This is a genomic window from uncultured Candidatus Pelagibacter sp. (assembly GCF_943788075.1).
Taxonomy (GTDB): Bacteria; Pseudomonadota; Alphaproteobacteria; order Pelagibacterales; family Pelagibacteraceae; genus Pelagibacter.
Map to the genome: position 1 here is coordinate 266666 of NZ_CALSOW010000001.1, position 24977 is coordinate 291642.

Consider the following 24977-nt stretch of genomic DNA (forward strand, 5'->3'; position numbering starts at 1 on the left):
GTAAGAAATTTCAGAATTGCTAGATATTAATGAAAAAAATTTCAAAATTGCTTATAGGCACTAATAACAAGGGAAAATATAAGGAAATTAAAGATTTATTACCAAAATACATCAAAACTTACTCAACCTCTGAATTTAAGCTTAAGAGCCCAAAAGAAGATGGGCTGACATTCAAAGAAAATTCAATCATAAAATCTAAGTATTTTTCAAAAAAAACAAAAAAAATTTGTCTTGCTGATGACTCGGGGCTTGAGATAGATATTTTAGACAAAAGTCCTGGAATTTATTCAGCTAGATGGGCTGGGAAAAAAGGTAATTTTAAAAAAGCAATATCTAAGGTTTATAGAGAATTATCAAAAAAAGATAAAAACTGGAAGTACAAGAAAGTTAAAGCTAGATTTATTTGTGCATTATCGATTTGTTTTCTAAACAAAGTAATAGCATCTGTTTCGGGTAAAGTTGAAGGGTACATATCAACAACACCCAAGGGAAAGAATGGTTTTGGTTATGACCCAATTTTTATTCCAAAAAATAAAAGAAAAACTTTTGGTGAAATAGGTTCTATACAAAAATATAAAATAGATCATCGTTTTGATGCATTTAAAAAAATTAAAAAATTTTTATAATTTTTTTATCTTCAATCTTATAAAAGTTTAAACGATGATTAATTTTATTATTCTTAATATCAAAAATACCAATCTTGCCTTTAAAAGAATTCTTCTTTTTAAAAAGTTTGTTTAAATTAGATAGATTAGTTTTTAATGATAAATAATAGACAAGTCCCACAAGATCGTAGCTTAATAAAGCCAAGTGTGAAGGATATTCTTTAAACTCACTAAAAAACTTATCTTTATAATTTTCAAAATTATCTTGATTAATTGACGGATAATATAAGGGTTGAATATCTGTTTCATTTAATAGGGCTTTATCAAACCACTGATTTAACGTAATAAAATATTTTTTTTTAGGAGATACATCCGTGTATAAAAGTGATGTAGATACACTTTTTAAGCTTTCATCAAAATCTGCAATAACAACTGCATCAAAATTTAAGCCTCCTAAAGTATATCTTTGTTCAAGTTTAGTAATTTTTTTTTCTTTGTTTGATTGATTAGACTTTTTTAATCTTAAAATTTCATCTTCTAAGTTTTGCTTTCTAACTCTGTAATTAGTAATTTCTTCAATTTGTTTAGTCAATTTTGTAGGCTCTGTACTATAATCATATTCTTTAAATATTTTAATTCTAGAGTCCTTAATTCCTTTTTTAACTTCAAATTCATAATCTTGAATTGGTGTTAAAAATATTGTTTTTTTTATATTATTTATTTCTATAAATTTTTTTATAGTATTGAATTGCGAAGTTGAATTTATTCCTGCAGAAATTACATTTTTTGGAAGATCTAATGTTTTGTTTGTTAAAGATAAAAAAGTTATGTCTTTTATTTCATCTAGATAAGATATGCTTTCATGAAAAACAGGACCAATTACAATCTTTACACCCATTTGTTTTAACTCAAACGCCGATTTAAGTGTTTTGTTTGCTTTAGAAGCTGTGTCTTTTGGAATTATTTCTAGCAAATTATTATCAATATCTTTCACAGCTAACCTAACTGCTTTGATAATTGATTGACCCAACTCTTTATTTGAGCCTGTTAATGGAACCATGAGGCCAATCTTAATTTTTTCTGAAGCTTTTGTGGAAAATGAAAATAATAGAGAAAAATTTAATACTACCAAAAAAATAATTTTAATAAATTTACTCATTTTAATGTTAGTATAATATTTTTTAAGCTTAATTATGATCATAAAATCACAATCTCAAATAAAAAATAATGAAAATGGTCTTTATTTGGTATCAACACCAATTGGTAATTTAAAAGATATTACTTTAAGAGCTATAGAAATATTAAAAAAATCAACTTATATCCTTTGTGAAGATACAAGAGTTTCTAGAATTTTATTAGATAGATATGAAATAAAATCACGTCTGATTTCAAACCATAAATTTAATGAAACAAAAAATTTAAATAAGATTATAGATCTTCTTAAATCTGGAGAAATAATTTCATTAATTTCAGACGCTGGAACACCCAGCATTTCTGATCCAGGTGCAATACTAGTGAATGAATGTGTTAGAAATAATATTATAATTACACCAATTCCAGGACCTTCAGCTGTTGCAACAGCAGTATCAATAAGTGGTTTTTCAGAAAAATTTATTTTTCATGGATTTTTACCTGAAAAAAAACAGGCATTTATTAACGTTTTCAATAAAATATCAAAATTTGATGAAACATGTGTTTTTTTTGTATCTCCAAAAAAAGTGAATAAAATTATTCCTGAAATAAAAAAAAACTTTAGTGGAAGAAAAATAATATTTTGTAGAGAAATTTCAAAAATATATGAGGAATTTATAAGAAAAAATGTGGATGATTTAGAAATATTTGATAAGGAGTTAAAAGGAGAGCTAACAGTAGTAATTTCTGAAAAAAAAATTGATAAAAATTATTCACAAGAATTAAGTGAATCAGATATGATAAGCATTAAAATGATGATTAATAAATTAACTATAAAAGAGGTTACAGAAATTATTAGTCAAAATAGAGATATTTCAAAAAAAAAAATTTATAACTACTGTTTAAAAATAAAAAATGAAATTTAAATTTATATTATTTATTTTATTAAGTGTAATTTTATCTAGCTGTATTGGAGTGTCTTCAAAAGGTGTTTTTGGTACAGGAGTTAGTGTTGCTTTAGATCCTCGAACTCTTGGTACGCAAATGGACGACTCGATCATGCAAAAAAATTTAGCTGCACGTATTATCGTTAAAGATAAAAAATATCTATTATCAGTAAAATCCAAAGTATTAGATGGAAGAATTTTTTTAACAGGAAAAGTTGAAAGTCCTGAGGAAAAATTATTATTAACAAAATTAGCTTGGGAGACAAAAGGTGCTAGATCTGTTCGTAATGATATTAAGATAAAGGAAGAATTTAACTTTAAAAGATCTGCAAAAGATATTTTGATAACCTCTCAACTTAGAACAGCTATAATTTTAAATAAGAATATTAAAGCAACTAATTATGAAATAGATACTTACAAGAAAAAAATTTATGTTTATGGAATTGCATTAACCTCTGAGGAAAAAGATTTGGTAATTAGTGAAGCTAAAGAAATATTGGATGTAGAAGATGTTATAGCAAGCATTATTCTTGTAGAAGATCTAAGAATTCAAAAAGAGTAATTATTTTTTATAATCAATCACATCTGCAGAATAAGCTGCAATAGACGCCAAATTAATAAGTTCTGATGTTGAAGATCTTAAAGGAGCAATCTCAACTGGCAATCCAAGCCCAATTAATAAAGGTCCAATAACTTTAGTATCTCCCAATGTTTTCATCATTTTATAAGATATTGCTGCACTGTGTTGTCCAGGCATAATTAAAATATTTGCTTTACCAACAATTTTTGAAAATGGATACAATTCCTCATACTCAGGATTTAAGGCAACATCTGGCTGCATGTCACCATCAAATTCAAAGTCTACTTTTTTTTCTTTTAATATATCTACTGCGTTTCTAATATGCTTTGTTCTGCTTGTAAGAGGCTGGCCAAATGTAGAGTGGGAAACAAATGCCACCCTAGGTTCAAAACCAAATAGTCTTACCACCCTAGCTGTTGAAATTGCAATTTCTGCCATTTGTTCTGATGTTGGATATTCATGAACACTGGTGTCGCCAACAAAAATAGTTTTACCTTTATGAACTACCATATTGAGTCCAAACATGATTTCACCATCTCTAACATCAACTACTTGTTTTATTTTATCTAAAGAAGCTCCAAACCGTCTTGTATTTCCAGTTACTGCACCATCCGCATCACCACATGCAACCATACTTGTTGCCCATATAACCCTGTCATTTCTAACAAGTCGGTCACAATCTCTTTCTAATAATCCTTGTTCTCTTTGTAATTTTTGAAATAAGTGTTTTACATATTTATTTCTTTTTTCTTCATCTTTAGAGTTAACTATTTCAATATCAAAATTATCACTGTAACCAATATTTTTAATTTGTTCTCTTATCTTATCTTCTTTACCAACAAGAATTGGGATACCTAATTTAGAATTTTTAAATGCTATTGCAGCTTTAAGTGTGTTTTCATCCTCACCATCAGCAAATACTATTCTTTTTTGATTTTTTTTAATGTAAGAGTTTATACCTTGCATAATGGTTACTGTAGGATCTAATCTTTGTTTCAGTTGATCTTTATATAAATCAAAGTCATTAATATTTTTTCTCGCAACCCCACTATCCATTGCAGCTTTTGCAACGGCAGCTGGAATTATACTGATTAATCTTGGATCAAATGTAGAAGGAATAATATATTCTTTACCATAATGTGGTCTTTCACCTCCCATAGCAGCCACAACCTCGTCTGGCACATCTTCTCTTGCAAGTTTTGCAATCGCTTGAGCTGCAGCAACTTTCATTTCTTCATTTATTGTCTTTGATCTAACATCAAGAGCTCCTCTAAAAATATAAGGAAAACCAATTAAATTATTTACTTGATTTGGATAGTCTGATCTACCAGTTGCAATAATAGCATCATTTCTTACTTCATTTATTTCTTCAGGAGTAATTTCTGGATCAGGATTTGCACATGCAAAAATTATAGGATTTTTTGCCATTTTTTTTACAAATTCTTTTTTAAGCGCGCCCTTAGCGGACAAACCAAGAAAAACATCTGCACCTCTTATTGCTTCTTCAAGAGTCCGCAAATCAGTTTCAATTGCATATCTTGATTTCCACTGATCTATTCCATCAGGCCTTCCTTTATAAATCACACCTTTCCTATCCAACATAATAATGTTCTCATTTGGTACACCTGAGTTTTTAAATAACTCTGTACATGCTTGAGCAGATGCGCCAGCTCCATTAACAACCACTTTAATTTCTTTTATTGATTTACCACTTATGTCTAATGCGTTTATTAATGCTGCAGTAGTAATAATAGCTGTCCCATGTTGATCATCGTGAAAGACAGGAATATCTAAAATTTCTTTTAATTTTTGCTCAATAATGAAGCAATCAGGAGCAGCAATGTCTTCTAAATTTATTCCTCCAAAACTTGGAGCAAAGTTTTTAATTGAATTAATAATTTCATCCGCATCAGAACAATCTATTTCAAGATCAATAGAGTCTATATCTGCAAATCTTTTAAAAAGTACTGCTTTCCCTTCCATTACAGGCTTTGATGCGAGGGCTCCTAAATTGCCCATTCCTAAAATTGCAGAACCGTTGCTTATAACAGCAACCAAATTACCTTTGCTTGTATAATCGTAAGCAGTCTCTGGGTTTTCACTAATCATCCTAACAGGAGCTGCAACACCTGGAGAGTATGCTAAAGCAAGATCTCTCTTAGTAGTCATATTTTTTGATGAAATGATCTCAATCTTTCCAGGTTTTTTGTCTTTATGAAAATCTAGAGCTTCTTTATCTGTATAGTGATTGATGTTAGTTTTTTTCATTCTAGTTAAATTATATTAAATTTAATTCTATCTTTACTCTTTTTAAAAATTTTTATTATTTATAATATTTGATCTATATATTCTTATAATAATTGTACAATTAGGGTAAAATTAAGACTAATATGATTTATGAACATAGTTAAGTCAACAGGTACATTTGGTTTTTTTACTATAATAAGCAGGTTGCTTGGTTATCTAAGAGATATTCTTATTGCAGTATTTTTAGGAACAGGGGTATTAGCTGATGCTTTTTTTGTAGCATTTAGAATCCCCAATACTTTTAGAAGGTTATTTTCGGAAGGAACTTTTAATGCAGCTTTTGTACCCAGCTATTCTTCAGAGTTAGCAAAAGGAAAAAAAAAATCAAATGAGTTTGCTAATAATATTTTTAATCTTTTATTCTTAGTCTTATTTTTTTTAGTTCTAATTGTTCAAATCTTTATGCCTACATTTGTGACAATGATAGCTCCTGGCTTTGTTGATGATGATAGTAAAATGAATTTGGCGATAAATCTAACAAGAATAACTTTCCCCTTTTTGTTATTTATATGTATAGCTTCATTTTTTGCAGCAATACTGAATTCCCACAATAAATTTGCAGCCGCTTCAGCTGCTCCTATTATTTTAAATATCGTTTTAATCATAATTTTATTTTTTTCAAAATTTCTTGGTGATGAACTTGTTTATTATTTATCTTACGCTGTTTCGTTTGCTGGCCTCTTGCAACTGTTATTTTTGTATAAAATTGTAGGTCAATTTTATTCCTTAAAATTTAATTTTAAAATAAAAGTCGACAAACAAGTTAAAATTTTTTTTAAAAAACTTTTACCAAGCATTTTTGCATCTGGAGTAACTCAAATTAATATTTTAGTTGGAACTATAATCGCTTCATTTCAAGCTAGTGCTGTATCTTATTTATATTATGCAGATAGAATTTATCAAATAAATTTAGCGTTAGCAGGTATTGCAATTAGTGTCGTGATATTACCTCAGCTTTCAAAACATATTCAGTCTAAAAAAAAAAATAAAATTTTATTGATTCAAAATAAAGCTTTAGAATTAAGTTTATTCCTAAGCATTCCGGCGTCAATTGCTTTAGTTGTTGGTTCTGAATATATAACCTCAGCTTTATTTGGTTATGGTTCTTTCAATGAAGTGGCTGTTCAAAATTCAGCTAAAGCACTTTATTTTTTTGCATTAGGACTTCCTGCATTTTCATTAATAAAAATTTTTTCTAGTTTTTTCTTTGCTAACCACAACACAAAAACTCCGTTTTATATTTCATTGTTGTCAGTGGCTTTAAACATAGTTATTAGCCTTTATTATTTCAAAGAAATAGGTTTTATTATTATCCCCATAGCAACATCAGTTTCCTCATGGATCAATGGAATGTTATTATTTATTCTTTTAAAGAAAGATAATTTATTTAATTTTAATAAAGAATTCGTTTTAAGATTTATAAAAATAATTTTTGCTTCTGTATTCATGGGAGTTTTATTTAATTTTTTATTAATTTATTTTAAAGACCAATTAGCTTTTGAACAAAATATGAAATCATTTTATTTAATTCTAAGTGTTATGATGAGCTTATTATTTTATTTATTCTTTTCATATATGATCAAAGCTTTTAAAATAAGCGATTTTAAACTAAACTATTAAAATATAATGAGTAAAAAAATTTTTTCAGGTGTGCAACCTACAGGGAATCTTCATTTGGGGAATTACCTAGGGGCAATAAAAAATTTTGTAGATTTAAATAATGATAATACAAATGATTGTATATTTTGTGTTGTAGACTTACATGCCATCACAGTTAAACAAGAGCCTAAGGAGTTAAGAAGCAATATTCAAGAAACAGTAGCCACATTTATTGCTAGTGGGATAAATCCTAAAAAAAGTATAATTTTTAATCAATCTAGAGTACCAGCTCATGCTGAAGGTGCGTGGATATTAAGCTGTGTTGCAAGAATGGGATGGCTAAATAGAATGACTCAATTCAAAGAGAAAGCTGGCAAAGACAAAGAAAAAGCAAGTGTAGGTCTTTATTCGTATCCTGTTCTTATGGCGTCTGATATTCTGCTCTATGATGCAACACATGTTCCTGTTGGTGATGATCAAAAGCAGCATTTAGAGTTATGCAGGGATATTGCCCAAAAGTTTAATAGTGATTTTGAAGTAGAAAATTTTTTACAAGTCCCAGAGCCCCTAATCCAAAAAAACTTTTCAAGAATAATGAGTCTTAAAGATGGTTCAAGAAAAATGAGTAAATCAGAATTATCAGATTTAAGTAGAATAAATCTAACAGACAATAAAGATATGATTATTAATAAAATTAAAAAAGCAAAAACAGACCCTTTGCCAATGCCCACTACTTTAAGAGATCTTGAGGAAAGACCAGAGGCAAAAAATCTTTTAGGAATATATTCAAGCTTAACAAATTCTTCTTTAGAAAAAAGTGTAGAAATGTTTGCTAGTAAAAATTTTTCAGAATTTAAGGATAAATTATCTGAAGTTCTTGTAGATAAAATTCAACCTATTTCAGAAGAGATAAAAAAATTACTTAATGATAAATTGTATTTAGATAATATACTTCTAGAAGGAGTTGAAAGAGCAAATATAATAGCTTCAAAAAAGATCGAAAAAATTAAAGAAATAGTGGGTTTTTAAATAAAATTTACTAACAAGTTTAAATTTTTTGAATATTCAACTATATATAATTCATGTTTGTTCAAACCGAAGTAACACCAAACCCTAATTCGCTTAAGTTTCTACCTGGAAAAAAAGTGTCTAATAGTGGACCTTATGAAATTACCAACAAAGATGAAACTCAAAATATACTTGTTAGAAATCTGCTCTCCATAAATGGAGTAGAGGGAATTTTTCTAGGCGATGATTTTATCTCTATTAATAAAAAAGAAATAACTGAATGGGATGAAATAAAACACATTGTTATTTCATTTATTAATGATTTTTATTCTGAAGGAAAAGAATTTGTTATTGATGAAAGTATAAATGAGAAAAATTCAAATCTAAGTGAACTTGAAGAAAGAATAGTAAAAATTTTAGATCAAAAAATAAGACCAGCTGTAGCAAGAGATGGTGGTGATATTAAATTTAAAGAGTTCAAAGATGGGGTGGTAAAGGTTCAACTACAGGGAAGTTGTTCTGGATGCCCAAGTTCAACTATGACTTTGAAACAAGGTGTTCAAAACCTTCTATGCCATTATTTACCAGAAGTAAAAGAAGTTATCGCAATATAAATCTTGGATATGAAAATAAAAGTAAGTAAAAAAAAAAAATCAAAAATAACAACTCATAATAATAGCCAACTAGAGTTAACTTTTGTTGAAAGCCCAAAGAAAAAAAATAAAGTTATCTCTCCAACTCAAACTATTAATTCTATATCAAGAATATTTTTAAGTAGTTTTGTGCTGGTTTCATTTTTTTATATTGCTCCAATTTTGATCAATTTTGCTGATAAAAATTTTAATACAAAAGAATATACAAATAATTCAAAAAAAATATTAGCCTATACACTTAATAAAAGAGATAAGAATAAAAAAGAAAGTGATGCCTTAAAAGAAGAAGATTTACTGTTAGATATTTTCAGTTTGAATAATCTAGAGACTGACTCTGTGAGATTGAGCGCTTCAACCATCAAGCAGTTATTCGAAGATACTGGTTATGACCTTAATGATGTTCGAAAAAAGAAGTTAGTTAAACCGGTCGCACTAACTTTATTGCCTCAAGAAATTAAAATGATTGAAAATACAAAAAAGAGAAAAGAATTTTTTATTCAAATCGTCCTACCTCTGATTATCCAAGAGAACAACAATATTAAATTAGATAGAAAAACTCTTTTTAATATTATAAATAAAAGCAATAACACGAATTCAGAAAAACAATGGCTTAATAAAAAATATAAACAATATGGTATTAAATCTAAAGATTTATCCACATTAAAAATAAGAATGGATGAAATACCTGTATCCCTAGCAATTGCCCAAGCTGCTAAAGAAACAGGCTGGGGAACTTCTAGATTTGCCCAAGAAGGTAACGCTTTATTTGGTCAATGGACCTGGTCAGGAGAGGGTTTAAAACCAAAAGAAGCAAAAGAAGGAGAAGGCCATAAAGTTATGAAATTCAACATCCTTCAAGCATCAGTTAGGGCTTACCAAAGAAATTTAAACACTCATTCTACTTATAAAGGTTTTAGAAAAGCTAGAGCTAAATTAAGAGACTCTAATAAACCATTAGATAGCATAGAGCTTTCAAAATACCTTAATAAATATGCTGAGACAGGAAATCAATATGTTGATGTATTACAAAAAATAATCAAGCAGAATAAATTACAAGATTTTGATGATGCTAAATTATTACCTTCAAGTGTTGATTTAGAAAGTCTTATTTAGTTTTCTTTAATTGGAAATTGGATCCCAAACCATCTCCATTTTCCATTATCATTAAGAGAACAATTTATTCTACCTCTTCTAGGTTTAAATGGACCCCTGAATTTTATGGTTAACACATCATTATCAAAAATAATATTAGATTTTTCCCACTTATCTAATTCATTAGAATAACAATTAATATTTTTAATGTTATTTTGTTCTTTAAAGAACTTAACTTTAAAATCAGGTGGATTAATTTCTGCAGATAATTTCTTTTCAAGAGGAAGCAATTTTTCATATTCAAGTGGAAACGAATTTATAATGGAATTAAATCTTTTTAATTTTCCATAATTTTCATTTATTGGGAATCTGGGTAGTTCAAATTTATCTTTATTTAAATCAATTACTCCAGAGTGCTGACCAAAAGCATAATCAAAATTTCGAGAAATATAATCCCTCATGAATTTTGAGTATTCACCAAAAGGATAAGAAAATATATTTGGTATATATCCTAAATTTTTCAAAAACAACTCATTTGCCTTTTTTATATCTGAGATAAAAAAATCATTATCTTTATCAACAAGATATCCATGGGAATGTGAGTGGTGACCTATCGCTGTAAATTTTTCAGCTTCAACTTCCTTGATTTGTTCCCAAGTCATGTACCCCTTCTTCCCAATTGGTTCTGTTGAAACAAACAAGATAAAAGGAATCTTGTTTTTTTTTAAATATGGCCATGCTTCAAGATAAAAAGATAAAAATGCATCATCAATCGTTATAAGAATTTCCTTATTTATTTTTGGGTAATTAAAATTTTCTTCAAATTTTTTTGGATAAGAAAAATCATAATTAGAGTTTTTAACTATTTCCATTTGTTTTTTAAAAACATTCATTTGAATGTTTGTAGAAGGATATTTATGTTCGTTAAAACGATGGTACATTAATGATAAAATACCTTCATCACTAGAATAGTATTTGATATTATTTTCATCTGAAATAGAATTTGAACATACAAACAGAATAAAAATGAACAAACTTATTATAGATGTTGCTAATGAAAAAATTTTTTTAATGATCATTACTAATGCTGGTATTTATAATATTACACAAGAGAATACTAAAATTAATTATGAAAAATTAAGCATAATTATTAAGGATTTTCTCTTCTCAAAAAATCTTAAAATTGCAGAAATTAATGAAATTTACATCAATAAAGGACCAGGAAGCTTTGCTGGTATAAGAAATTCAATATCAGTTGTTAAAGCCTTTAATGTAGCGAAAAATATTGATTATTACTGTTATAATTTTGATGATTTTAAAGATGAAAAAGATTTGAGATATGAAAATATCCCCAATTTATGTAAAAAATATAAAATTAAAAAAAATTTGATTAATCCTATTTATATAAGTTAAAATTAAATATGTCAGAAACTATTGAAGAAAAATGCTTGTCAAAGGGTGTAAAGTTAACCGATCAACGAAAAGTAATTGCGCAAGTGATGTCTCAATCATCGGATCATCCTGATGTGGATGAATTATATAACAGAGTTTCCAAAATTGACCCAAAGATAAGCATCGCAACTGTTTATAGAACTGTAAAATTATTTGAAGAGTCAGGAATATTAGCTAAGCATGAATTCAAAGGTGGAAAAGCAAGATACGAGGAGTTAAATGAAGGACACCATGATCATTTAATAGATGTTAAGTCAGGTGAAATTATTGAATTTGTGGATGAGGAAATTGAAAAACTTCAAAGAAAAGTAGCAGAAAAATATGGTTACAAATTAGTAGACCACAAACTTGAATTGTATGGGATAAAGAAAAAATCCTAATTAATGAAACAAAAAATTTTTATCAAAACATTTGGCTGTCAAATGAATGAGTATGACTCGAATAGAATATATGACTCAGTTAAAAAAATTGGCTATGAAAAAACAGAAAATTATGAGGATGCAAATTGTTATTTGCTAAATACATGTCATATCCGAGATAAAGCAAAAGAAAAAGTTTATCATGAAATTGGAAGAGTTAAAAAAATTTTTAGATTAAAAAAAAAACCACTAGTAATCATAGCTGGATGTGTTGCACAGGCAGAAAATCAGGAAATGCTTAAAAGAGAACCTTACATTGATCTTGTTATTGGACCCCAAGCATATCATAAAATTAATGATACAATTTTAAATCATATAGAAAAAAACAAAAAAGTTGAAGAAACAGAATTTGATGCAATTTCAAAATTTGAATATTTTAATAAAATTAAAAATAATTCTGGAAAAATTTCTTCATTTTTAACAATTCAAGAAGGTTGTGATAAGTTCTGCCATTTTTGTGTGGTGCCATATACAAGGGGACCAGAATATTCTAGACCATTTAAACAAATTTTAGATGAGGCTAAATATTTAGCAGAGTCAGGTACTCAAGAAATAATTTTGCTTGGACAAAATGTTAATGCTTACAATAATGAAAAGTATAGATTGTCAGATTTAATATTAGAGATAGAAAATTATCCAAACATTAAAAGGATAAGATATACAACATCCCATCCAAAAGATATGTCGGATGACTTAATTGAAACCTATAAGCATTCAAAAAAACTTATGCCACTGGTACATTTGCCAGTTCAAAGTGGATCTAATAAAGTTTTAGACCTTATGAATAGAAAACATACTATTGATGAATATTATCAAATATACGATCAACTAAAAGAAATTAACTCTAATATACAATTTTCTAGTGATTTTATAATAGGCTACCCAGGTGAAGAAGAAAAAGATTTTAACGATACTTTTAAACTAATTCAAAAGATTAAGTTTATAAATTCCTATTCTTTTATTTTTAGCCCAAGACCAGGCACAGTCGCAGCTGATTTAAAACTGATTGATAAGAGTATTTCCATGGAAAGATTAGAAAAAATTCAAAACCAGTTATATGATAATCAGGTGCATATGAATAAATCAATAGAGAGTAAAACAATTAACGTTTTAGTTGAAAATTTAACAGACGATAAATCCAAAGTTTTTGGTCGATCTGAATATATGACATCAGTTATTTTTAATGGTAAAAAAGATGACATTGGAAAAATTGTGCCTGTGAAAATAAATAGAAGTAATCGAAGTACTTTGTTTGGTGAAAGAGATTATAGCTCTAATCAAAAGGTAGCATAAAAATTGAGTAGTTTAACAAAAAAAAATAGTCGATACTTCATTAAAGTTTGTTTACTCTGATAATAATTCTCTAAGTGTTATTTTCCATGATAATGAACTCTTGATTGGTGTGGTAGGGGAGTTTAATAAAAATTTAAAAGAATTAGAAAAAATCACTAAAACAAGTTTATATTCTAGAGGTAATTCTATTTTAATTAAGTCTAATCCTGAAAAAAATGAAATAGTTAAAAATGCTATAAAGTTTCTATCCAATCAATTTATTAACAATGGTAGTATTGAAAACAAGGATATAGTTTCTTCAGTAGATAATTTTATGATTAATGAAAAAGTTAAAAATAATAATGTTACAGATATAATTAAAACTCCAAAAAAATCAATTATACCAAGATCAGAAAAACAAAAGGATTATGTAAGAGCTTTAAGACAAAGTGACATAATAATTTCAGCAGGTCCAGCAGGAACTGGTAAAACCTTTTTAGCTGTAGCCGTAGGACTTACGATGTTGTTGGAAAAAAAAATTGAAAGAATAATTTTATCGAGACCTGCTGTTGAAGCTGGAGAAAGATTAGGATTTTTACCCGGTGATATGAAAGAAAAAGTTGATCCTTATTTAAGGCCCTTATATGATTCTTTGTACGACCTTTTTGATTTTGAAAAAATTCAAAGAATGATTGAAATTGGTGATATAGAAATAGCTCCACTCGCTTTTATGAGAGGAAGAACCTTAAAAAACTCATTCGCAATCTTAGATGAGTCACAAAATGCAACTGATACCCAAATTAAGATGTTTTTAACTAGAATAGGAGAAAACTCTAAAATAGTTGTTAATGGAGATCCAACGCAAATTGATTTACCAAATAAAAAAATGTCCGGCCTAGTTAGATCAAAAGAATTATTAGGTCATTTAAATGAAATATCTGTTGTTGATTTTGATCATTCTGACGTAGTTAGACACCCACTTGTTTCCAAAATAGTTAAAGCCTACTCAAAAAATGATTAGTGTTGAAGTTTTCTCAGAGGAGAAAGCTTGGTCAAAAAAACTTAGAAAAAAAGAAATTTTTTTCAAAGAAATTTGTAAATTCTTTCCAAGAAAATATCGATTTCCTAATAAGAAAATAACCCTCACTTTACTTCTTTCAAATAATAGATGTATCAAAAAATTAAATAAAAATTTTAGAAACAAAAATAAGCCTACAGATATTTTGTCATTTCCTTTATCTAAAAAAATATTGATATCTAAAAAAACTTATATTGGAGACATGATAATTAGTTATAACTTTATGGATAAACCCAGATCACAAAATATTAAAAATTTTAAGGAAAAAGTAATACAAACTTTTATACATGGATTTCTTCACTTACTGGGTTTTGATCATATTAAAGATAAAGATTATAAAAGAATGCTTAGTGAAGAAGAAAAAATATATAAATCAGTAATTTCAAAGATTAACTAGATTGATAAAAAAAAATTACATTGAAATAGTTTTTTTAATTACTTTAGGTGCAGCCTCATCTTTAAGCTTACCTCCTTACAACTACTTGATAATAAATTTTTTTACTTTTAGTGCTTTTTTTGTATTCCTATTTAAAAAATCTAAAATTAATCGAAGTAAAAAATATTTCTTTTTTTATGGATGGTTATTTGGATTTGGTTATTTTTTATCAAGCTTATATTGGATATCAATATCATTAACATTTGATCAAAATTTCAAATTTTTAATTCCTGTAACTATTATTTTGATACCTTCATTTCTAGGAATTTTTTATGGATTGGCTACATTCTGTTTTATAATTTCAAAACCTAAAAAAGTAGTAAGTTCTTTTTTTGTTTTTTCATTATTTTTAGGAGTTTTTGAATTTATAAGAGGTTCAATCTTAACTGGTTTTCCTTGGAACTTAATAGCTTATAGTTTTGTTAATCATTTAGAAATATTAAGCATTACCTCTTTAATAGGAACTTATGGATTTAATTTATTTTGTATTTCACTGTTTGCTAGTCCTGCAATTTTCATATTGAGAGAAAAAAAAAAAGATATTGGAGTGTGTGTTATTTTTCTAATTTTACCATTTCTGTTTTATTCGTATGGATCATTCTACAAAAAAAAATTTAGTTCATCAGAAGTTACAAATTACGATTATAAAATAAGAGCTATAGGTTCAAATATTAGTCTTGATAGATTTTATTCAAATATTGATCCGATCTCAGTTATAAGGGAATTGATTGATATAAGTAAGCCGCAAAAAAATGATAAAACTATATTTATTTGGCCGGAAGGAATTCTGCCTAATGTCTCTCAAGATGAATTAATTGAATATAAGTGGTTGTTTGAAAACACTTTTAGTAAAAATCATTTCTTATTTATTGGGATTAATAGTCAAAAAATGATCAAAGAAAAGATTAATTATTTTAATTCCCTTTCTATTTATGATCATAATTTAAATATATTAAATTTTTACAACAAGATTAATCTAGTTCCATTTGGTGAATTTTTACCTTTTGAAAATTTTTTAAAAAATTTTGGTTTAAGTGTAATTACAAATAATTATCAATCATTTTCAAATGGAAAGGAGAGAAAAATCATAGAGATAAAAAGAGATGATTTTTCCTTAAAGATATTACCATTGATTTGCTATGAAGTAATATATTCAGGTAAAATATTTAAAAATCCAAGCTTTGATTTGATAATTAATATTTCAGAGGATGGATGGTTTGGTGAATCAATAGGACCAAAACAACACTTTACGCATAGCATTTTTAGAGCAATTGAAAGTGGAAAATATTTAATACGTTCAGCAAATAATGGAATTGCAGCTATTGTTAATCCTTTAGGCATTGTTGAACAAAGTGTTGAGTATGGAAAATCAGGCTACATTGACTTTAAAAAAGTTCAAAAAATACAATCAACACTATTCTCTAAATATGGAAATAAAATTTTTATAACATTAATTTTATTCTATATTTTTATAATATTTTCATTTAATAGATTTAAAAATGAGTAATTTAAAAAATTTTCTTTTTACAAGTGAGTCGGTATCTGAGGGTCATCCAGATAAAGTTTCAGATAGAATTTCAGATATGGTTGTTGATAGTTATCTCTCTGGAGATCCATTATCAAGAGTTGCATGCGAAACACTTACGACAACTAATAAAGTAGTTTTAGCAGGAGAAGTTAGAGGTCCTGAAATAAAACAAGATGAATTAATTGAAAAAGTTAGAAATTGCATAAAAGATATTGGATATGATCAAGAAGGTTTTACCTGGAGAGAAGCAACAAAAATAGAAAGTCATCTTCATTCTCAATCTGCTGACATAGCAATGGGTGTAGACTCCTCTGGAAATAAAGATGAGGGAGCTGGAGATCAAGGTATTATGTTTGGATATGCTTGTAATGAAACGGATGTTTTAATGCCAGCACCTATTCATTACTCACATAAAATCTTAAGATTAATGGCAGAAGATAGAAAGTTAGGAAAATTAAAAAATATAGAACCAGACAGTAAGAGCCAAGTTACCTTTGAATATGTAGATGGAAAGCCTACCAAAGTAAAATCAGTAGTAATATCTTCTCAACACTCTGCTGATGTTAATCAATCACAAGTTAGAGATTTATTGAGACCTTATATGCTACAATCTATTCCATCAAATTTTCTTAAGGGTTTTAGTGAAGATGAGTTTTATGTTAATCCAACTGGTAACTTTGTAATTGGAGGTCCAGATGGAGATTGTGGATTAACTGGAAGAAAAATTATAGTAGATACTTATGGTGGAGCCGCACCTCATGGTGGAGGAGCCTTTTCGGGAAAAGATCCTACGAAAGTAGACAGATCTGCAGCTTATGCGGCAAGATATATTGCAAAAAATGTTGTTGCCTCCAAAATTGCAGACAAGTGTTTAATTCAATTAGCTTATGCAATTGGTGTGTCTAAACCATTATCAATTTACGTTGATTTATTTGATAATGATTTAGATAAAAATAAATTTGTTTTAGATAAGATAAATGAAAATTTTGACTTAAGTCCTCGAGGAATTAGAGAGATGTTAAATTTAAATAAGCCGATATACGAGAAAACAGCTGCCTATGGCCACTTTGGAAGAACACCGGATGAAAACGGTTCATTTTCATGGGAAAAAACTGATAAAACAAGCCATTTTTCTAAATAGTTTCTGTTGAATTAAAAAAAAACTTTACTATATTGCCCTTACATTATTGGATTTACAAAATGGGCATTAGCCCATTTTTTTTTGGAGCAAACAAAAACATGTTAAATAAAAGAGCAGACAAACTAGAATTATTAAGAATTGCTGAAGCGGTAGCTTTAGAAAAATCTATTGATAAAGAACTAATTATTAGTTCTATGGAAACAGGAATTGCAAAAGCGGCTAAGTCTAAATTTGGTCAGGAAAATGAAATAAAAGTTTCAATCAATAGAGATAATGGTGATATTGAAATTTTTAGAAAATTAATTGTAGCTGAAAATCCAGAAAATTCTAACACAGAAATTAAACTTGAAGATGCTATAAATCTAAATGAGACCAACAAAGATAAAGCAGTTGGAGATGAGGTATTACAACCATTACCATCATTTGATTTTGGAAGAATTGCTGCTCAAACAGCTAAACAAGTAATTAGTTTTAATGTCAGAGAAGCTGAAAGAGAAAGACAATACAATGACTTTATTGATAAAAAAGATTCAATTTTAAGTGGTATTGTTAAAAGATTAGAATTTGGAAATGTAATTGCTGATCTTGGGCGTACTGAAGCGATCATTCAAAAAAACGAGATGATACCACGAGAAAATATTAAAGCTGGAGATAGAATTAAAGCTTATTGTTATGATGTAAGAAGAGAGCCAAGAGGTCAACAAATTTTTTTATCAAGAGCGCATCCAAAATTTATGGAAAAGCTTTTTGTACAAGAGGTTCCAGAAATCTACGATGGACTAATTGAAATTAAATCATCATCAAGAGACCCAGGTAGTAGAGCAAAAATTTGTGTTAAAGCAGTTGATACATCTCTCGATCCAGTAGGAGCTTGTGTGGGTATGAGAGGTTCTAGGGTTCAAGCTGTTGTAAATGAATTACAGGGTGAAAAAATAGACATTGTAAATTGGTCAGAAGATCCAGCAATTTTAGTTTCTAATGCTTTATCGCCAGCAGAAGTTCAAAGAGTAAATGTAGATTCTGAAAGGAAAAAATTAGATGTAATTTTAACCGAAGAAAATTTGAGTAAAGCTATTGGAAGAAGAGGTCAGAATGTAAGACTTGCAACTAAGTTATTAAATTATGAAATTAATATAATGACTGATGCAGAAGATTCTGAAAGAAGACAATCTGAATTTAAAGAAAAAACAGAAAACTTTGTAAAAAACTTAGAGTTAGATGAAACATTGGGTCAACTACTTGTTGCGGAAGGGTTTTCATCAATAGACGATATAAAAGATACTACTGCAGAAAGCTTAATGAAAATTGAAGGTATCGAAGAAGATACAGCAAAAGCTCTAATAGAAAGAGCAAAAGAATTTCATCAAAAAGACCAAGAGGATATTTCTGAGAGAATTAAAGAATTAGGTCTTCAAGATGCTTTAATAAATTTAAAAGGACTAACCCCTGGAATGCTGATGACTTTAGGTGAACAGAAAATTCTTACATTAGAAGATTTTGCTGATCTAGCATCAGATGAATTAACAGGTGGATTTGATATCGTCAAAGGTGAAAGAGTAAAAATCCAAGGTTACCTGGAAGATTTTGCTTTATCAAAAGAAGAAGCAGATGAGTTGGTAATGTCTGCGAGAAATATTGTCTACAAAGATTGAGTGATGAGCTATGGAAAAGAAAACAAAATTAACAATATCTGGCACTGCCAAAAAATCCTTCAAAAATATTGAGATTGCGAAAACTCAAGGAAAAAACTCAGTAGTAATAGAAAAACAACCAAGCAAATTTCCAAGTAGAGGTGGATCGTCTAGACCTGGAGGTTTTAAGCCAAAAACTACCTCAACATTTAACAGGGGTGCTGCAGTAAAGCCATCGTTTGCACCTAAATCACCTCCAATAACAAATGATTTTGAGCGAAGAAAGCTAGCAGAGCAAAGAGCCACAAAGAGACTTAAAGGAGATGATAATAAGGATAAGAAAACATTAAAAGCAGGTGCAAAGAAAAGAGAATTAAAATTAACAGTCTCAAGAGCTTTAAGTGATGAAATTGAAGCAAGAGCAAGAAGTGAAGCTTCTGTTAAGAGAGCAAGGCAAAAAGAAAATAAAAATTTAACTAAAGAGGAAGCTCAAGAAAATTTAAAACCTGTTAAACGAGACGTAAATATTCCAGAAGCTATTACGGTTAGAGAACTTGCTAATAGAATGGCCGAACAATCGAGCAATGTTATTAAATTTTTATTTGGAATGGGCGTTACTGTAACTATCAATCAAACTTTAGCTGCTGATACTGCTGAGTATTTAGTAAAAGAATTTGGACACAATCCGGTAAGAGAAGAAAAAGCTGAAGAAATAATTCAGAAGATTAAAGCTACCAGAGTTGAAAATTTAAAAAATAGACCACCAATTATTACTGTAATGGGTCACGTAGATCATGGTAAAACTTCAGTATTAGATGTTTTAAGAAGTGCGAATGTTGTTTCAGGAGAATTTGGTGGAATTACTCAGCACATCGGAGCTTATCAAATAGAAAGCCAATCTAATAAACTAACTTTTATTGATACACCTGGTCACGCAGCCTTTACTGAAATGAGAGCAAGAGGATCAAAATTAACTGATGTTGTTGTTCTGGTTGTTGCGGCTGATGATGGCGTTAAACCGCAAACAGTGGAGTCTATTAAACATGCTAAAGCTGCAAATGTTCCAATCGTCGTAGCAATTAATAAATGTGATTTGCCAGATGCAGATCCACAAAAAATAAAAAACCAGTTATTAGAACATGAGCTAATTGCTGAAGATTTATCTGGTGACACCTTAATGGTCGAAATTTCAGCAACTACTAAAAAGAATTTAGACAAATTAGTTGAAGCGATAGTTTTACAAGCTGAAATATTAGATTTAAAAACTGATTTTGAGTCAAAGGCCACAGGAATTGTATTAGAATCTAAAATTGATGTTGGAAGAGGACCTGTTGCAACAATCATAGTAACTACGGGAACTTTAAAAAAAGGTGATTTTTTTGTAAGTGGTTTGAAATGGGGAAAAGTTAGAGCGATAATTGATGATAAAGGAAAAAATATTAATGAAGCACCCCCATCAGCTCCAGTCGAAATTTTAGGGATTAACGGTGCAGCTAAATCTGGAGATGATTTTATTGTAGTTGATAATGAAAAAGAGGCAAAAACTTTAAGTGAAAATAGAGCACAAGAAAGCAAAGATACTAAAAACCCACTAACATTTGCCACTCAAGACTCTGCCTTTTCAGATAATTCAGCAGAAGAATTAAATTTGATAATTAAATCAGATGTTCATGGGTCATCAGAAGCAATTAAGAATGCAATTAGTCAAATCAAACATGATGAAGTTAAACCTAAAATAATCTTAGCAGATATTGGAATGGTAACCGAAACAGATGTTACATTAGCAAAGGCTTCAAATGCAGTTTTAATAGCGTTTAATGTTAAGCCAAGTAAAGAAGCAAAAAAATTAGCTGAAAATGAAAAAATAAAAATTTCTTCTTATAATATTATCTATGAAGTTCTAGATTACATCAAACAAAAGATGTCAGGTTTGTTATCACCTGATATTCAAGAAACTGTTACAGGCACAGCTCAAATCTTAGAAATATTTAAAGTTTCAGGAGCTGGAAAAGTTGCAGGATCAAAAGTTATGGAGGGAGAAATTTCTACTGCTTCAGATGTTAGAATAATAAGAGATGGAGCAATCATTTATACGGGTAAAGTTGGAACTCTGTTTAGAGAAAAAAATCAGGTAAAACAGGTTAGCAACGGTCAAGAATGCGGAATTACTGTAAAAGATTATATGGATTTTCAAAAAAACGACACAATAGAAGCGTTTAGTGTAACATCAACTGATAGAATGATTTAATGACGGATAGAATTGGAAAACCTATATCACAAAGACAGCTAAGAGTTGGGGAAATGATTAAACAGTCTTTAAGCATGATTTTTATAAAAAATGAGGCTAAGGTCCCGAATTTAGAAACTAATACTATAACGGTTACAGAGGTGAGAATGAGTCAAGATTTGAAAATAGCTAAAGCATATGTGCTTCCACTTGGAGGAAAAAATGCCGAGGAAGTTATTGCTGTGTTAAAAAAATACTCATTTTTGATCAGAAAAATATTATCACAAAAAGTGGTTATGAAATTTTTACCAAAATTACTCTTTAGAAAAGACGAGTCTTTTGAGTATGCGGAAAAAATAGAAAACTTAATAAAACAAACAAATAAATAGGAAAAAAGAGGCATGAACAAAAAGGCACAAGAATTAGCAATGCACGAAAAAGATACTGGATCTTCAGAGGTACAGATTGCCTTGCTAACAGAGAAAATTGAAACTCTCTCTACACATATTAAGCAATTCAAGAAAGATAAACATTCATCTGTTGGATTGTTGAGAGCGGTAAATAGAAGGAAGAAATTGTTAGAATACCTAAAAAATACAAAAATGGATTCTTACAAAAATGTACTGTCGAAATTGGGATTAAGAAAATAAAGATCAAGATAGATAGAATGGAACGAAACGAACGAAACGAAATGGAAATGAAATGTTTAAAGTATACAAGAAGGAAATAGAAGTAGCAGGAAAGAAAATAAGTTTAGAAACGGGAAAAGTAGCAAGACAGGCAGACGGAGCAATCATCGCTTCATGTGGTGAAACAGTTATTTTAGCAACAGTGGTAGGGGCAAAAAAAGTTAATCCTGATATGGATTATTTTCCTTTATCTGTAAATTATCAAGAAAAATATTATGCAGGTGGAAAAATTCCAGGTGGATTTTTTAAAAGAGAAGCAAGACCAACTGAAAGTGAACAATTAATATCAAGATTAATTGATAGACCTATCAGACCTTTGTTTCCTGGTGAGTTTAAAAATGAAGTTCAGTTGCTACCAACAGTAATTTCATATGATAAAGAAAATCAACCAGACATCCTAGCAATCACTGCATCTTCAGCAGCGTTAGCTATCTCAGGAATGCCATTTATGGGCCCTGTAGGCGCTTCCAGAGTAGGTTATATTGATGGTAAGTATATTCTTAACCCATCAAAAGCTGAATTAGAAAATTCAAGCTTAGATCTAGTTGTGGCAGGTACTAAGGATGCTGTTCTTATGGTTGAATCTGAAACATCAGGTTTAACAGAAGAAGTAATGTTAGATGCAGTTAAATTTGGTCATGAGGGATTTGTTCCAGTTATTGAAATGATAGAGGAACTTGCAAAAGAATGTAGAAAACCCGAGTGGACTGTTGAAAAGAAAGATTTATCTGAAGTTAAGCAAAAACTTGAGAGTGAATTTACTGAAGATCTAACCAAAGCTTTTGGGACAATAGATAAGCAAGATAGATCAAATCAAATTTCAGAAATATCTGAAAAAGCTAAGCAGCTTTTTGCTGATAATGAAAATTATTCTGATTTTAATGTTAATGATGAGTTAAAAAATCTTGAAAAGAAAATTGTTAGAACTGATATTCTTAAAAATAAAAAAAGAATTGATGGTAGAGGTTTAGCCGATGTAAGAGCTATCGAGTGTGAAGTTGGTGTTTTACCAAGAACTCATGGTTCAGCATTATTTACTAGAGGGGAAACACAAGCAATTGTAGTTACTACTTTAGGCACCTCTGATGATGAACAAAGAATAGAAAGTCTAGATGGACAGTCCAGAGAAAGATTTATGCTTCATTACAACTTTCCTCCCTTTTCAGTTGGCGAAACTGGAAGAATTGGAACTGGAAGACGTGAAGTTGGTCATGGAAAATTGGCATGGAGAGCAATCAATTCTTCACTTCCTTCAAAAGAGGCCTTTCCCTACACTTTTAGAATAGTATCAGAGATTACTGAGTCTAATGGCTCTTCTTCAATGGCTACTGTTTGTGGTGCATCTCTAGCATTAATGGATGCTGGCGTTCCAATTAAAGAGCCAGTGGCAGGTATTGCGATGGGTTTAATCAAAGAAGGAGATGATTTTAGTGTCCTATCAGATATTTTAGGTGATGAAGATCACTTGGGAGACATGGACTTTAAAGTTGCTGGAACTAAAGATGGTATTACTTCACTTCAAATGGATATCAAAATTACTGGTATTACTTTTGAAATCATGGAGCAGGCTTTAAAACAGGCTAAAGATGGAAGAGTTCATATCTTAGGTGAAATGAATAAAGCTTTAAGTGAATCAAGAGCCGATGTTGGACAACACACTCCAAAAATGGAACAGATTACAGTTGATAAAAAAGATATCGCCGCTGTGATTGGTAAAGGTGGTGCAACAATCAGAGAGATTGTTGAAAAATCAGGTGCAAAAGTTGATGTGAATGATGAAGGGGTTGTAACAGTTGCTGCACCTGATGAAGAGTCTAGAAACATCGCTATGCAGTTTATTAAAGACATCACTGCAAAAGCTGAACTGAATAAAATTTATTCAGGTAAAGTTATGAAGATTATGGAATTCGGTGCATTTGTTAATTTCTTAGGAAAACAAGATGGACTTGTTCATATTTCTGAACTAGCAGATAAAAGAGTTGCTAAAGTTACTGACGTTGTCAAAGAAGGTGACGAGGTAAAAGTTAAAGTAATTGGTTTCGATAGAGGTAAAGTTAAGCTTTCTATGAAACAAGCTGCTGAATAATATCTTAAACTAAAATTCTAAACCCCTAGAATAAAAGTTCTGGGGGTTTTTTATATTGAGGCTAAACTAATTTTTTTTGTATATTTTTTCTTTGGGGAGTTTTTGATAACTGCTTGACCACAACGCATTACACCTCGTTTTTTATCAAAAGTCATTTTTGGTTCACCGTATAGTTTCCATCCATTTGATAAGGCTTCCGTTACACGATGACAAAATTTTGATGTATCGTCGTCTGTGATAAATCTATAGCCTTTCATACATTGTTCCCTTTAAGTCTTTTTTGTTTTTAATTAAATTTAACTATATTTTAAGTAATATTCTTAGGATCTGGCATCCCAACCTTGTTATATCCAGCATCTACATAGTGAATTTCACCAGTAACACCGTTTGCAAGGTTACTTAATAGATATAATGCTGAGTTTCCAACATCATGGATATCTACGTTTCTTTTTAAGAAAGAATGATCTTCATTCCATTTATATAAAAATTTTGCATCTCCGATGGCAGAAGCTGCTAGTGTTTTAATAGGTCCTGCACTTATTGCATTAACCCTCATGCCTTTAGCACCCAAATCTCTTGCTAGATACTTAACACTAGACTCTAAAGCTGCCTTACATACACCCATTACATTGTAATTTGGAATAGCTTTGCTTGCTTCATAGCTTAAGGTAATTAAACTTCCGCCTTCTTTCATTACCTTAGAGGCTTCTTTTGCAACTTCTGTAAATGAGAAACATGAAATTAACATACTTCTTAAAAAGTTTTCTCGTGATGTATTTAAATATTCACCTGATAATTCTGACTTGTCAGAAAATGCAATTGCATGAACCACAAAATCAATTTCACCCCATTGAGATTTAACATCTTCAAATAATTTTGTTACATCTTCTTTTTTTTCAACATCACAGCTAAATGTAGTTTTTGAATTTAATTTTTCTGCCAAAGGGATTACTCTTTTTTTTAGAGCATCACCTAAATAAGTAAACGCAAGTTCAGCACCAGCTTCAGCAAGTTTTTGTGAAATACCCCAAGCAATAGATCTCTCATTTGCAACGCCCATGATTAATCCTTTTTTACCTTTCATCAAACTCATAGT

24 protein-coding genes are annotated in these 24977 nt (G+C 29.4%); 19 read left to right on the forward strand and 5 right to left on the reverse strand.

Annotated elements, in window-relative coordinates; genetic code table 11:
* Window positions 1–23: 23 nt before the first annotated feature.
* The gene (gene rdgB / locus Q0X98_RS01605) at window positions 24–626 is read left to right on the forward strand and encodes an RdgB/HAM1 family non-canonical purine NTP pyrophosphatase (protein ID WP_297681094.1); all 603 of its coding nucleotides are present in this window, start codon (window positions 24–26) and stop codon (window positions 624–626) included.
* On the opposite strand, the gene Q0X98_RS01610 is transcribed toward rdgB, so the two are convergent.
* Entirely contained in the window at window positions 610–1764 is a 1155-nt protein-coding gene (locus Q0X98_RS01610; RefSeq protein WP_297680765.1) for an ABC transporter substrate-binding protein, read from the reverse strand. The two genes, rdgB and Q0X98_RS01610, sit on opposite strands and share 17 nt — an antisense overlap.
* A gap of 34 nt (window positions 1765–1798) precedes the next feature.
* Between Q0X98_RS01610 and rsmI the strand changes: the two genes are divergently transcribed.
* Window positions 1799–2662 (forward strand): 16S rRNA (cytidine(1402)-2'-O)-methyltransferase, encoded by an 864-nt coding sequence (gene rsmI, locus Q0X98_RS01615; protein ID WP_297680767.1) that lies wholly within the window; start codon window positions 1799–1801, stop codon window positions 2660–2662.
* A complete protein-coding gene (locus tag Q0X98_RS01620) occupies window positions 2652–3245 on the forward strand; it encodes a BON domain-containing protein (RefSeq protein WP_297680769.1) in 594 nt (197 codons plus the stop codon). Before rsmI ends, Q0X98_RS01620 begins: the two co-directional genes overlap by 11 nt.
* On the opposite strand, the gene Q0X98_RS01625 is transcribed toward Q0X98_RS01620, so the two are convergent.
* On the reverse strand, window positions 3246–5531 hold the full coding sequence (locus Q0X98_RS01625) for an NADP-dependent malic enzyme (RefSeq protein ID WP_297680771.1): 2286 nt from the start codon (window positions 5529–5531) through the stop codon (window positions 3246–3248).
* A 129-nt stretch (window positions 5532–5660) separates the two neighbouring features.
* Here Q0X98_RS01625 and murJ point away from each other — a divergent pair, with 129 nt between their 5' ends.
* The 4 genes from murJ to Q0X98_RS01645 are packed head-to-tail and all read left to right on the forward strand — an operon-like array spanning window position 5661 to window position 9943.
* Window positions 5661–7190, forward strand: a complete 1530-nt coding sequence (gene murJ, locus Q0X98_RS01630) for a murein biosynthesis integral membrane protein MurJ (RefSeq protein WP_297680773.1) — start codon at window positions 5661–5663, stop codon at window positions 7188–7190.
* 6 nt (window positions 7191–7196) lie between these two features.
* Window positions 7197–8198 carry a tryptophan--tRNA ligase gene (gene trpS / locus Q0X98_RS01635; protein WP_297680775.1) on the forward strand — a complete coding sequence of 334 codons (1002 nt, stop codon included), beginning with the start codon at window positions 7197–7199 and terminating at the stop codon, window positions 8196–8198.
* A 53-nt stretch (window positions 8199–8251) separates the two neighbouring features.
* Complete coding sequence (locus Q0X98_RS01640; protein WP_297680777.1) at window positions 8252–8791, forward strand: NifU family protein; 540 nt, start codon at window positions 8252–8254, stop codon at window positions 8789–8791.
* A 9-nt stretch (window positions 8792–8800) separates the two neighbouring features.
* Window positions 8801–9943 carry a glucosaminidase domain-containing protein gene (locus Q0X98_RS01645; RefSeq protein ID WP_297680779.1) on the forward strand — a complete coding sequence of 381 codons (1143 nt, stop codon included), beginning with the start codon at window positions 8801–8803 and terminating at the stop codon, window positions 9941–9943.
* Here Q0X98_RS01645 and Q0X98_RS01650 read toward each other — a convergent pair.
* The gene (locus tag Q0X98_RS01650) at window positions 9940–10956 is read right to left on the reverse strand and encodes a polysaccharide deacetylase family protein (protein ID WP_297680781.1); all 1017 of its coding nucleotides are present in this window, start codon (window positions 10954–10956) and stop codon (window positions 9940–9942) included. The two genes, Q0X98_RS01645 and Q0X98_RS01650, sit on opposite strands and share 4 nt — an antisense overlap.
* Between Q0X98_RS01650 and Q0X98_RS01655 the strand changes: the two genes are divergently transcribed.
* The 12 genes from Q0X98_RS01655 to pnp all read left to right on the forward strand — a co-directional run bounded on the left by Q0X98_RS01655 (window position 10949) and on the right by pnp (window position 23881).
* The gene (locus Q0X98_RS01655; RefSeq protein ID WP_297680783.1) at window positions 10949–11335 is read left to right on the forward strand and encodes a peptidase M22; all 387 of its coding nucleotides are present in this window, start codon (window positions 10949–10951) and stop codon (window positions 11333–11335) included. The two genes, Q0X98_RS01650 and Q0X98_RS01655, sit on opposite strands and share 8 nt — an antisense overlap.
* An 8-nt stretch (window positions 11336–11343) precedes the next feature.
* Window positions 11344–11754, forward strand: coding sequence for a Fur family transcriptional regulator (locus Q0X98_RS01660; RefSeq protein ID WP_297680785.1), 411 nt, complete (start codon window positions 11344–11346; stop codon window positions 11752–11754).
* 3 nt (window positions 11755–11757) lie between these two features.
* Window positions 11758–13086, forward strand: coding sequence for a tRNA (N6-isopentenyl adenosine(37)-C2)-methylthiotransferase MiaB (gene miaB / locus Q0X98_RS01665; RefSeq protein ID WP_297680787.1), 1329 nt, complete (start codon window positions 11758–11760; stop codon window positions 13084–13086).
* Between the two features lie 109 nt (window positions 13087–13195).
* Complete coding sequence (locus Q0X98_RS01670; RefSeq protein ID WP_297681096.1) at window positions 13196–14086, forward strand: PhoH family protein; 891 nt, start codon at window positions 13196–13198, stop codon at window positions 14084–14086.
* Entirely contained in the window at window positions 14079–14540 is a 462-nt protein-coding gene (gene ybeY / locus Q0X98_RS01675) for an rRNA maturation RNase YbeY (RefSeq protein ID WP_297680789.1), read from the forward strand. Before Q0X98_RS01670 ends, ybeY begins: the two co-directional genes overlap by 8 nt.
* A 1-nt stretch (window position 14541) precedes the next feature.
* Window positions 14542–16086: an apolipoprotein N-acyltransferase gene (gene lnt / locus Q0X98_RS01680; protein ID WP_297680791.1), complete on the forward strand. Its 1545-nt coding sequence runs from the start codon at window positions 14542–14544 to the stop codon at window positions 16084–16086.
* The gene (gene metK, locus Q0X98_RS01685; protein ID WP_297680793.1) at window positions 16079–17248 is read left to right on the forward strand and encodes a methionine adenosyltransferase; all 1170 of its coding nucleotides are present in this window, start codon (window positions 16079–16081) and stop codon (window positions 17246–17248) included. Before lnt ends, metK begins: the two co-directional genes overlap by 8 nt.
* Window positions 17249–17307: 59 nt before the next feature.
* Entirely contained in the window at window positions 17308–18900 is a 1593-nt protein-coding gene (nusA, locus tag Q0X98_RS01690; protein WP_297680795.1) for a transcription termination factor NusA, read from the forward strand.
* A 10-nt stretch (window positions 18901–18910) separates the two neighbouring features.
* A complete protein-coding gene (gene infB / locus Q0X98_RS01695) occupies window positions 18911–21127 on the forward strand; it encodes a translation initiation factor IF-2 (RefSeq protein WP_297680797.1) in 2217 nt (738 codons plus the stop codon).
* The gene (rbfA, locus tag Q0X98_RS01700; RefSeq protein WP_271484009.1) at window positions 21127–21495 is read left to right on the forward strand and encodes a 30S ribosome-binding factor RbfA; all 369 of its coding nucleotides are present in this window, start codon (window positions 21127–21129) and stop codon (window positions 21493–21495) included. Before infB ends, rbfA begins: the two co-directional genes overlap by 1 nt.
* Window positions 21496–21507: 12 nt before the next feature.
* The gene (rpsO, locus tag Q0X98_RS01705; protein WP_023649167.1) at window positions 21508–21756 is read left to right on the forward strand and encodes a 30S ribosomal protein S15; all 249 of its coding nucleotides are present in this window, start codon (window positions 21508–21510) and stop codon (window positions 21754–21756) included.
* Window positions 21757–21808: 52 nt separating this feature from the next.
* Entirely contained in the window at window positions 21809–23881 is a 2073-nt protein-coding gene (gene pnp / locus Q0X98_RS01710; RefSeq protein WP_297680805.1) for a polyribonucleotide nucleotidyltransferase, read from the forward strand.
* Window positions 23882–23931: 50 nt separating this feature from the next.
* Here the strand turns inward: pnp and Q0X98_RS01715 are convergent, their stop codons facing one another.
* Entirely contained in the window at window positions 23932–24138 is a 207-nt protein-coding gene (locus Q0X98_RS01715; RefSeq protein ID WP_297680807.1) for a DUF1737 domain-containing protein, read from the reverse strand.
* A 50-nt stretch (window positions 24139–24188) separates the two neighbouring features.
* On the reverse strand, window positions 24189–24974 hold the full coding sequence (locus Q0X98_RS01720) for an SDR family oxidoreductase (protein WP_297680809.1): 786 nt from the start codon (window positions 24972–24974) through the stop codon (window positions 24189–24191).
* Window positions 24975–24977: the final 3 nt, after the last annotated feature.

What these genes read in the sequence shown, in the direction of transcription:
- Q0X98_RS01610 (WP_297680765.1), bottom strand. Translation starts at nt 1,764, where the DNA reads ATGAGTAAATTTATTAAAATTATTTTTTTGGTAGTATTAAATTTTTCT.
- rsmI (WP_297680767.1), top strand. Translation starts at nt 1,799, where the DNA reads ATGATCATAAAATCACAATCTCAAATAAAAAATAATGAAAATGGTCTT.
- Q0X98_RS01620 (WP_297680769.1), top strand. Translation starts at nt 2,652, where the DNA reads ATGAAATTTAAATTTATATTATTTATTTTATTAAGTGTAATTTTATCT.
- Q0X98_RS01625 (WP_297680771.1), bottom strand. Translation starts at nt 5,531, where the DNA reads ATGAAAAAAACTAACATCAATCACTATACAGATAAAGAAGCTCTAGAT.
- murJ (WP_297680773.1), top strand. Translation starts at nt 5,661, where the DNA reads ATGAACATAGTTAAGTCAACAGGTACATTTGGTTTTTTTACTATAATA.
- trpS (WP_297680775.1), top strand. Translation starts at nt 7,197, where the DNA reads ATGAGTAAAAAAATTTTTTCAGGTGTGCAACCTACAGGGAATCTTCAT.
- Q0X98_RS01640 (WP_297680777.1), top strand. Translation starts at nt 8,252, where the DNA reads ATGTTTGTTCAAACCGAAGTAACACCAAACCCTAATTCGCTTAAGTTT.
- Q0X98_RS01645 (WP_297680779.1), top strand. Translation starts at nt 8,801, where the DNA reads ATGAAAATAAAAGTAAGTAAAAAAAAAAAATCAAAAATAACAACTCAT.
- Q0X98_RS01655 (WP_297680783.1), top strand. Translation starts at nt 10,949, where the DNA reads ATGAACAAACTTATTATAGATGTTGCTAATGAAAAAATTTTTTTAATG.
- Q0X98_RS01660 (WP_297680785.1), top strand. Translation starts at nt 11,344, where the DNA reads ATGTCAGAAACTATTGAAGAAAAATGCTTGTCAAAGGGTGTAAAGTTA.
- miaB (WP_297680787.1), top strand. Translation starts at nt 11,758, where the DNA reads ATGAAACAAAAAATTTTTATCAAAACATTTGGCTGTCAAATGAATGAG.
- ybeY (WP_297680789.1), top strand. Translation starts at nt 14,079, where the DNA reads ATGATTAGTGTTGAAGTTTTCTCAGAGGAGAAAGCTTGGTCAAAAAAA.
- metK (WP_297680793.1), top strand. Translation starts at nt 16,079, where the DNA reads ATGAGTAATTTAAAAAATTTTCTTTTTACAAGTGAGTCGGTATCTGAG.
- nusA (WP_297680795.1), top strand. Translation starts at nt 17,308, where the DNA reads ATGGGCATTAGCCCATTTTTTTTTGGAGCAAACAAAAACATGTTAAAT.
- infB (WP_297680797.1), top strand. Translation starts at nt 18,911, where the DNA reads ATGGAAAAGAAAACAAAATTAACAATATCTGGCACTGCCAAAAAATCC.
- rbfA (WP_271484009.1), top strand. Translation starts at nt 21,127, where the DNA reads ATGACGGATAGAATTGGAAAACCTATATCACAAAGACAGCTAAGAGTT.
- rpsO (WP_023649167.1), top strand. Translation starts at nt 21,508, where the DNA reads ATGAACAAAAAGGCACAAGAATTAGCAATGCACGAAAAAGATACTGGA.
- pnp (WP_297680805.1), top strand. Translation starts at nt 21,809, where the DNA reads ATGTTTAAAGTATACAAGAAGGAAATAGAAGTAGCAGGAAAGAAAATA.
- Q0X98_RS01715 (WP_297680807.1), bottom strand. Translation starts at nt 24,138, where the DNA reads ATGAAAGGCTATAGATTTATCACAGACGACGATACATCAAAATTTTGT.
- Q0X98_RS01720 (WP_297680809.1), bottom strand. Translation starts at nt 24,974, where the DNA reads ATGAGTTTGATGAAAGGTAAAAAAGGATTAATCATGGGCGTTGCAAAT.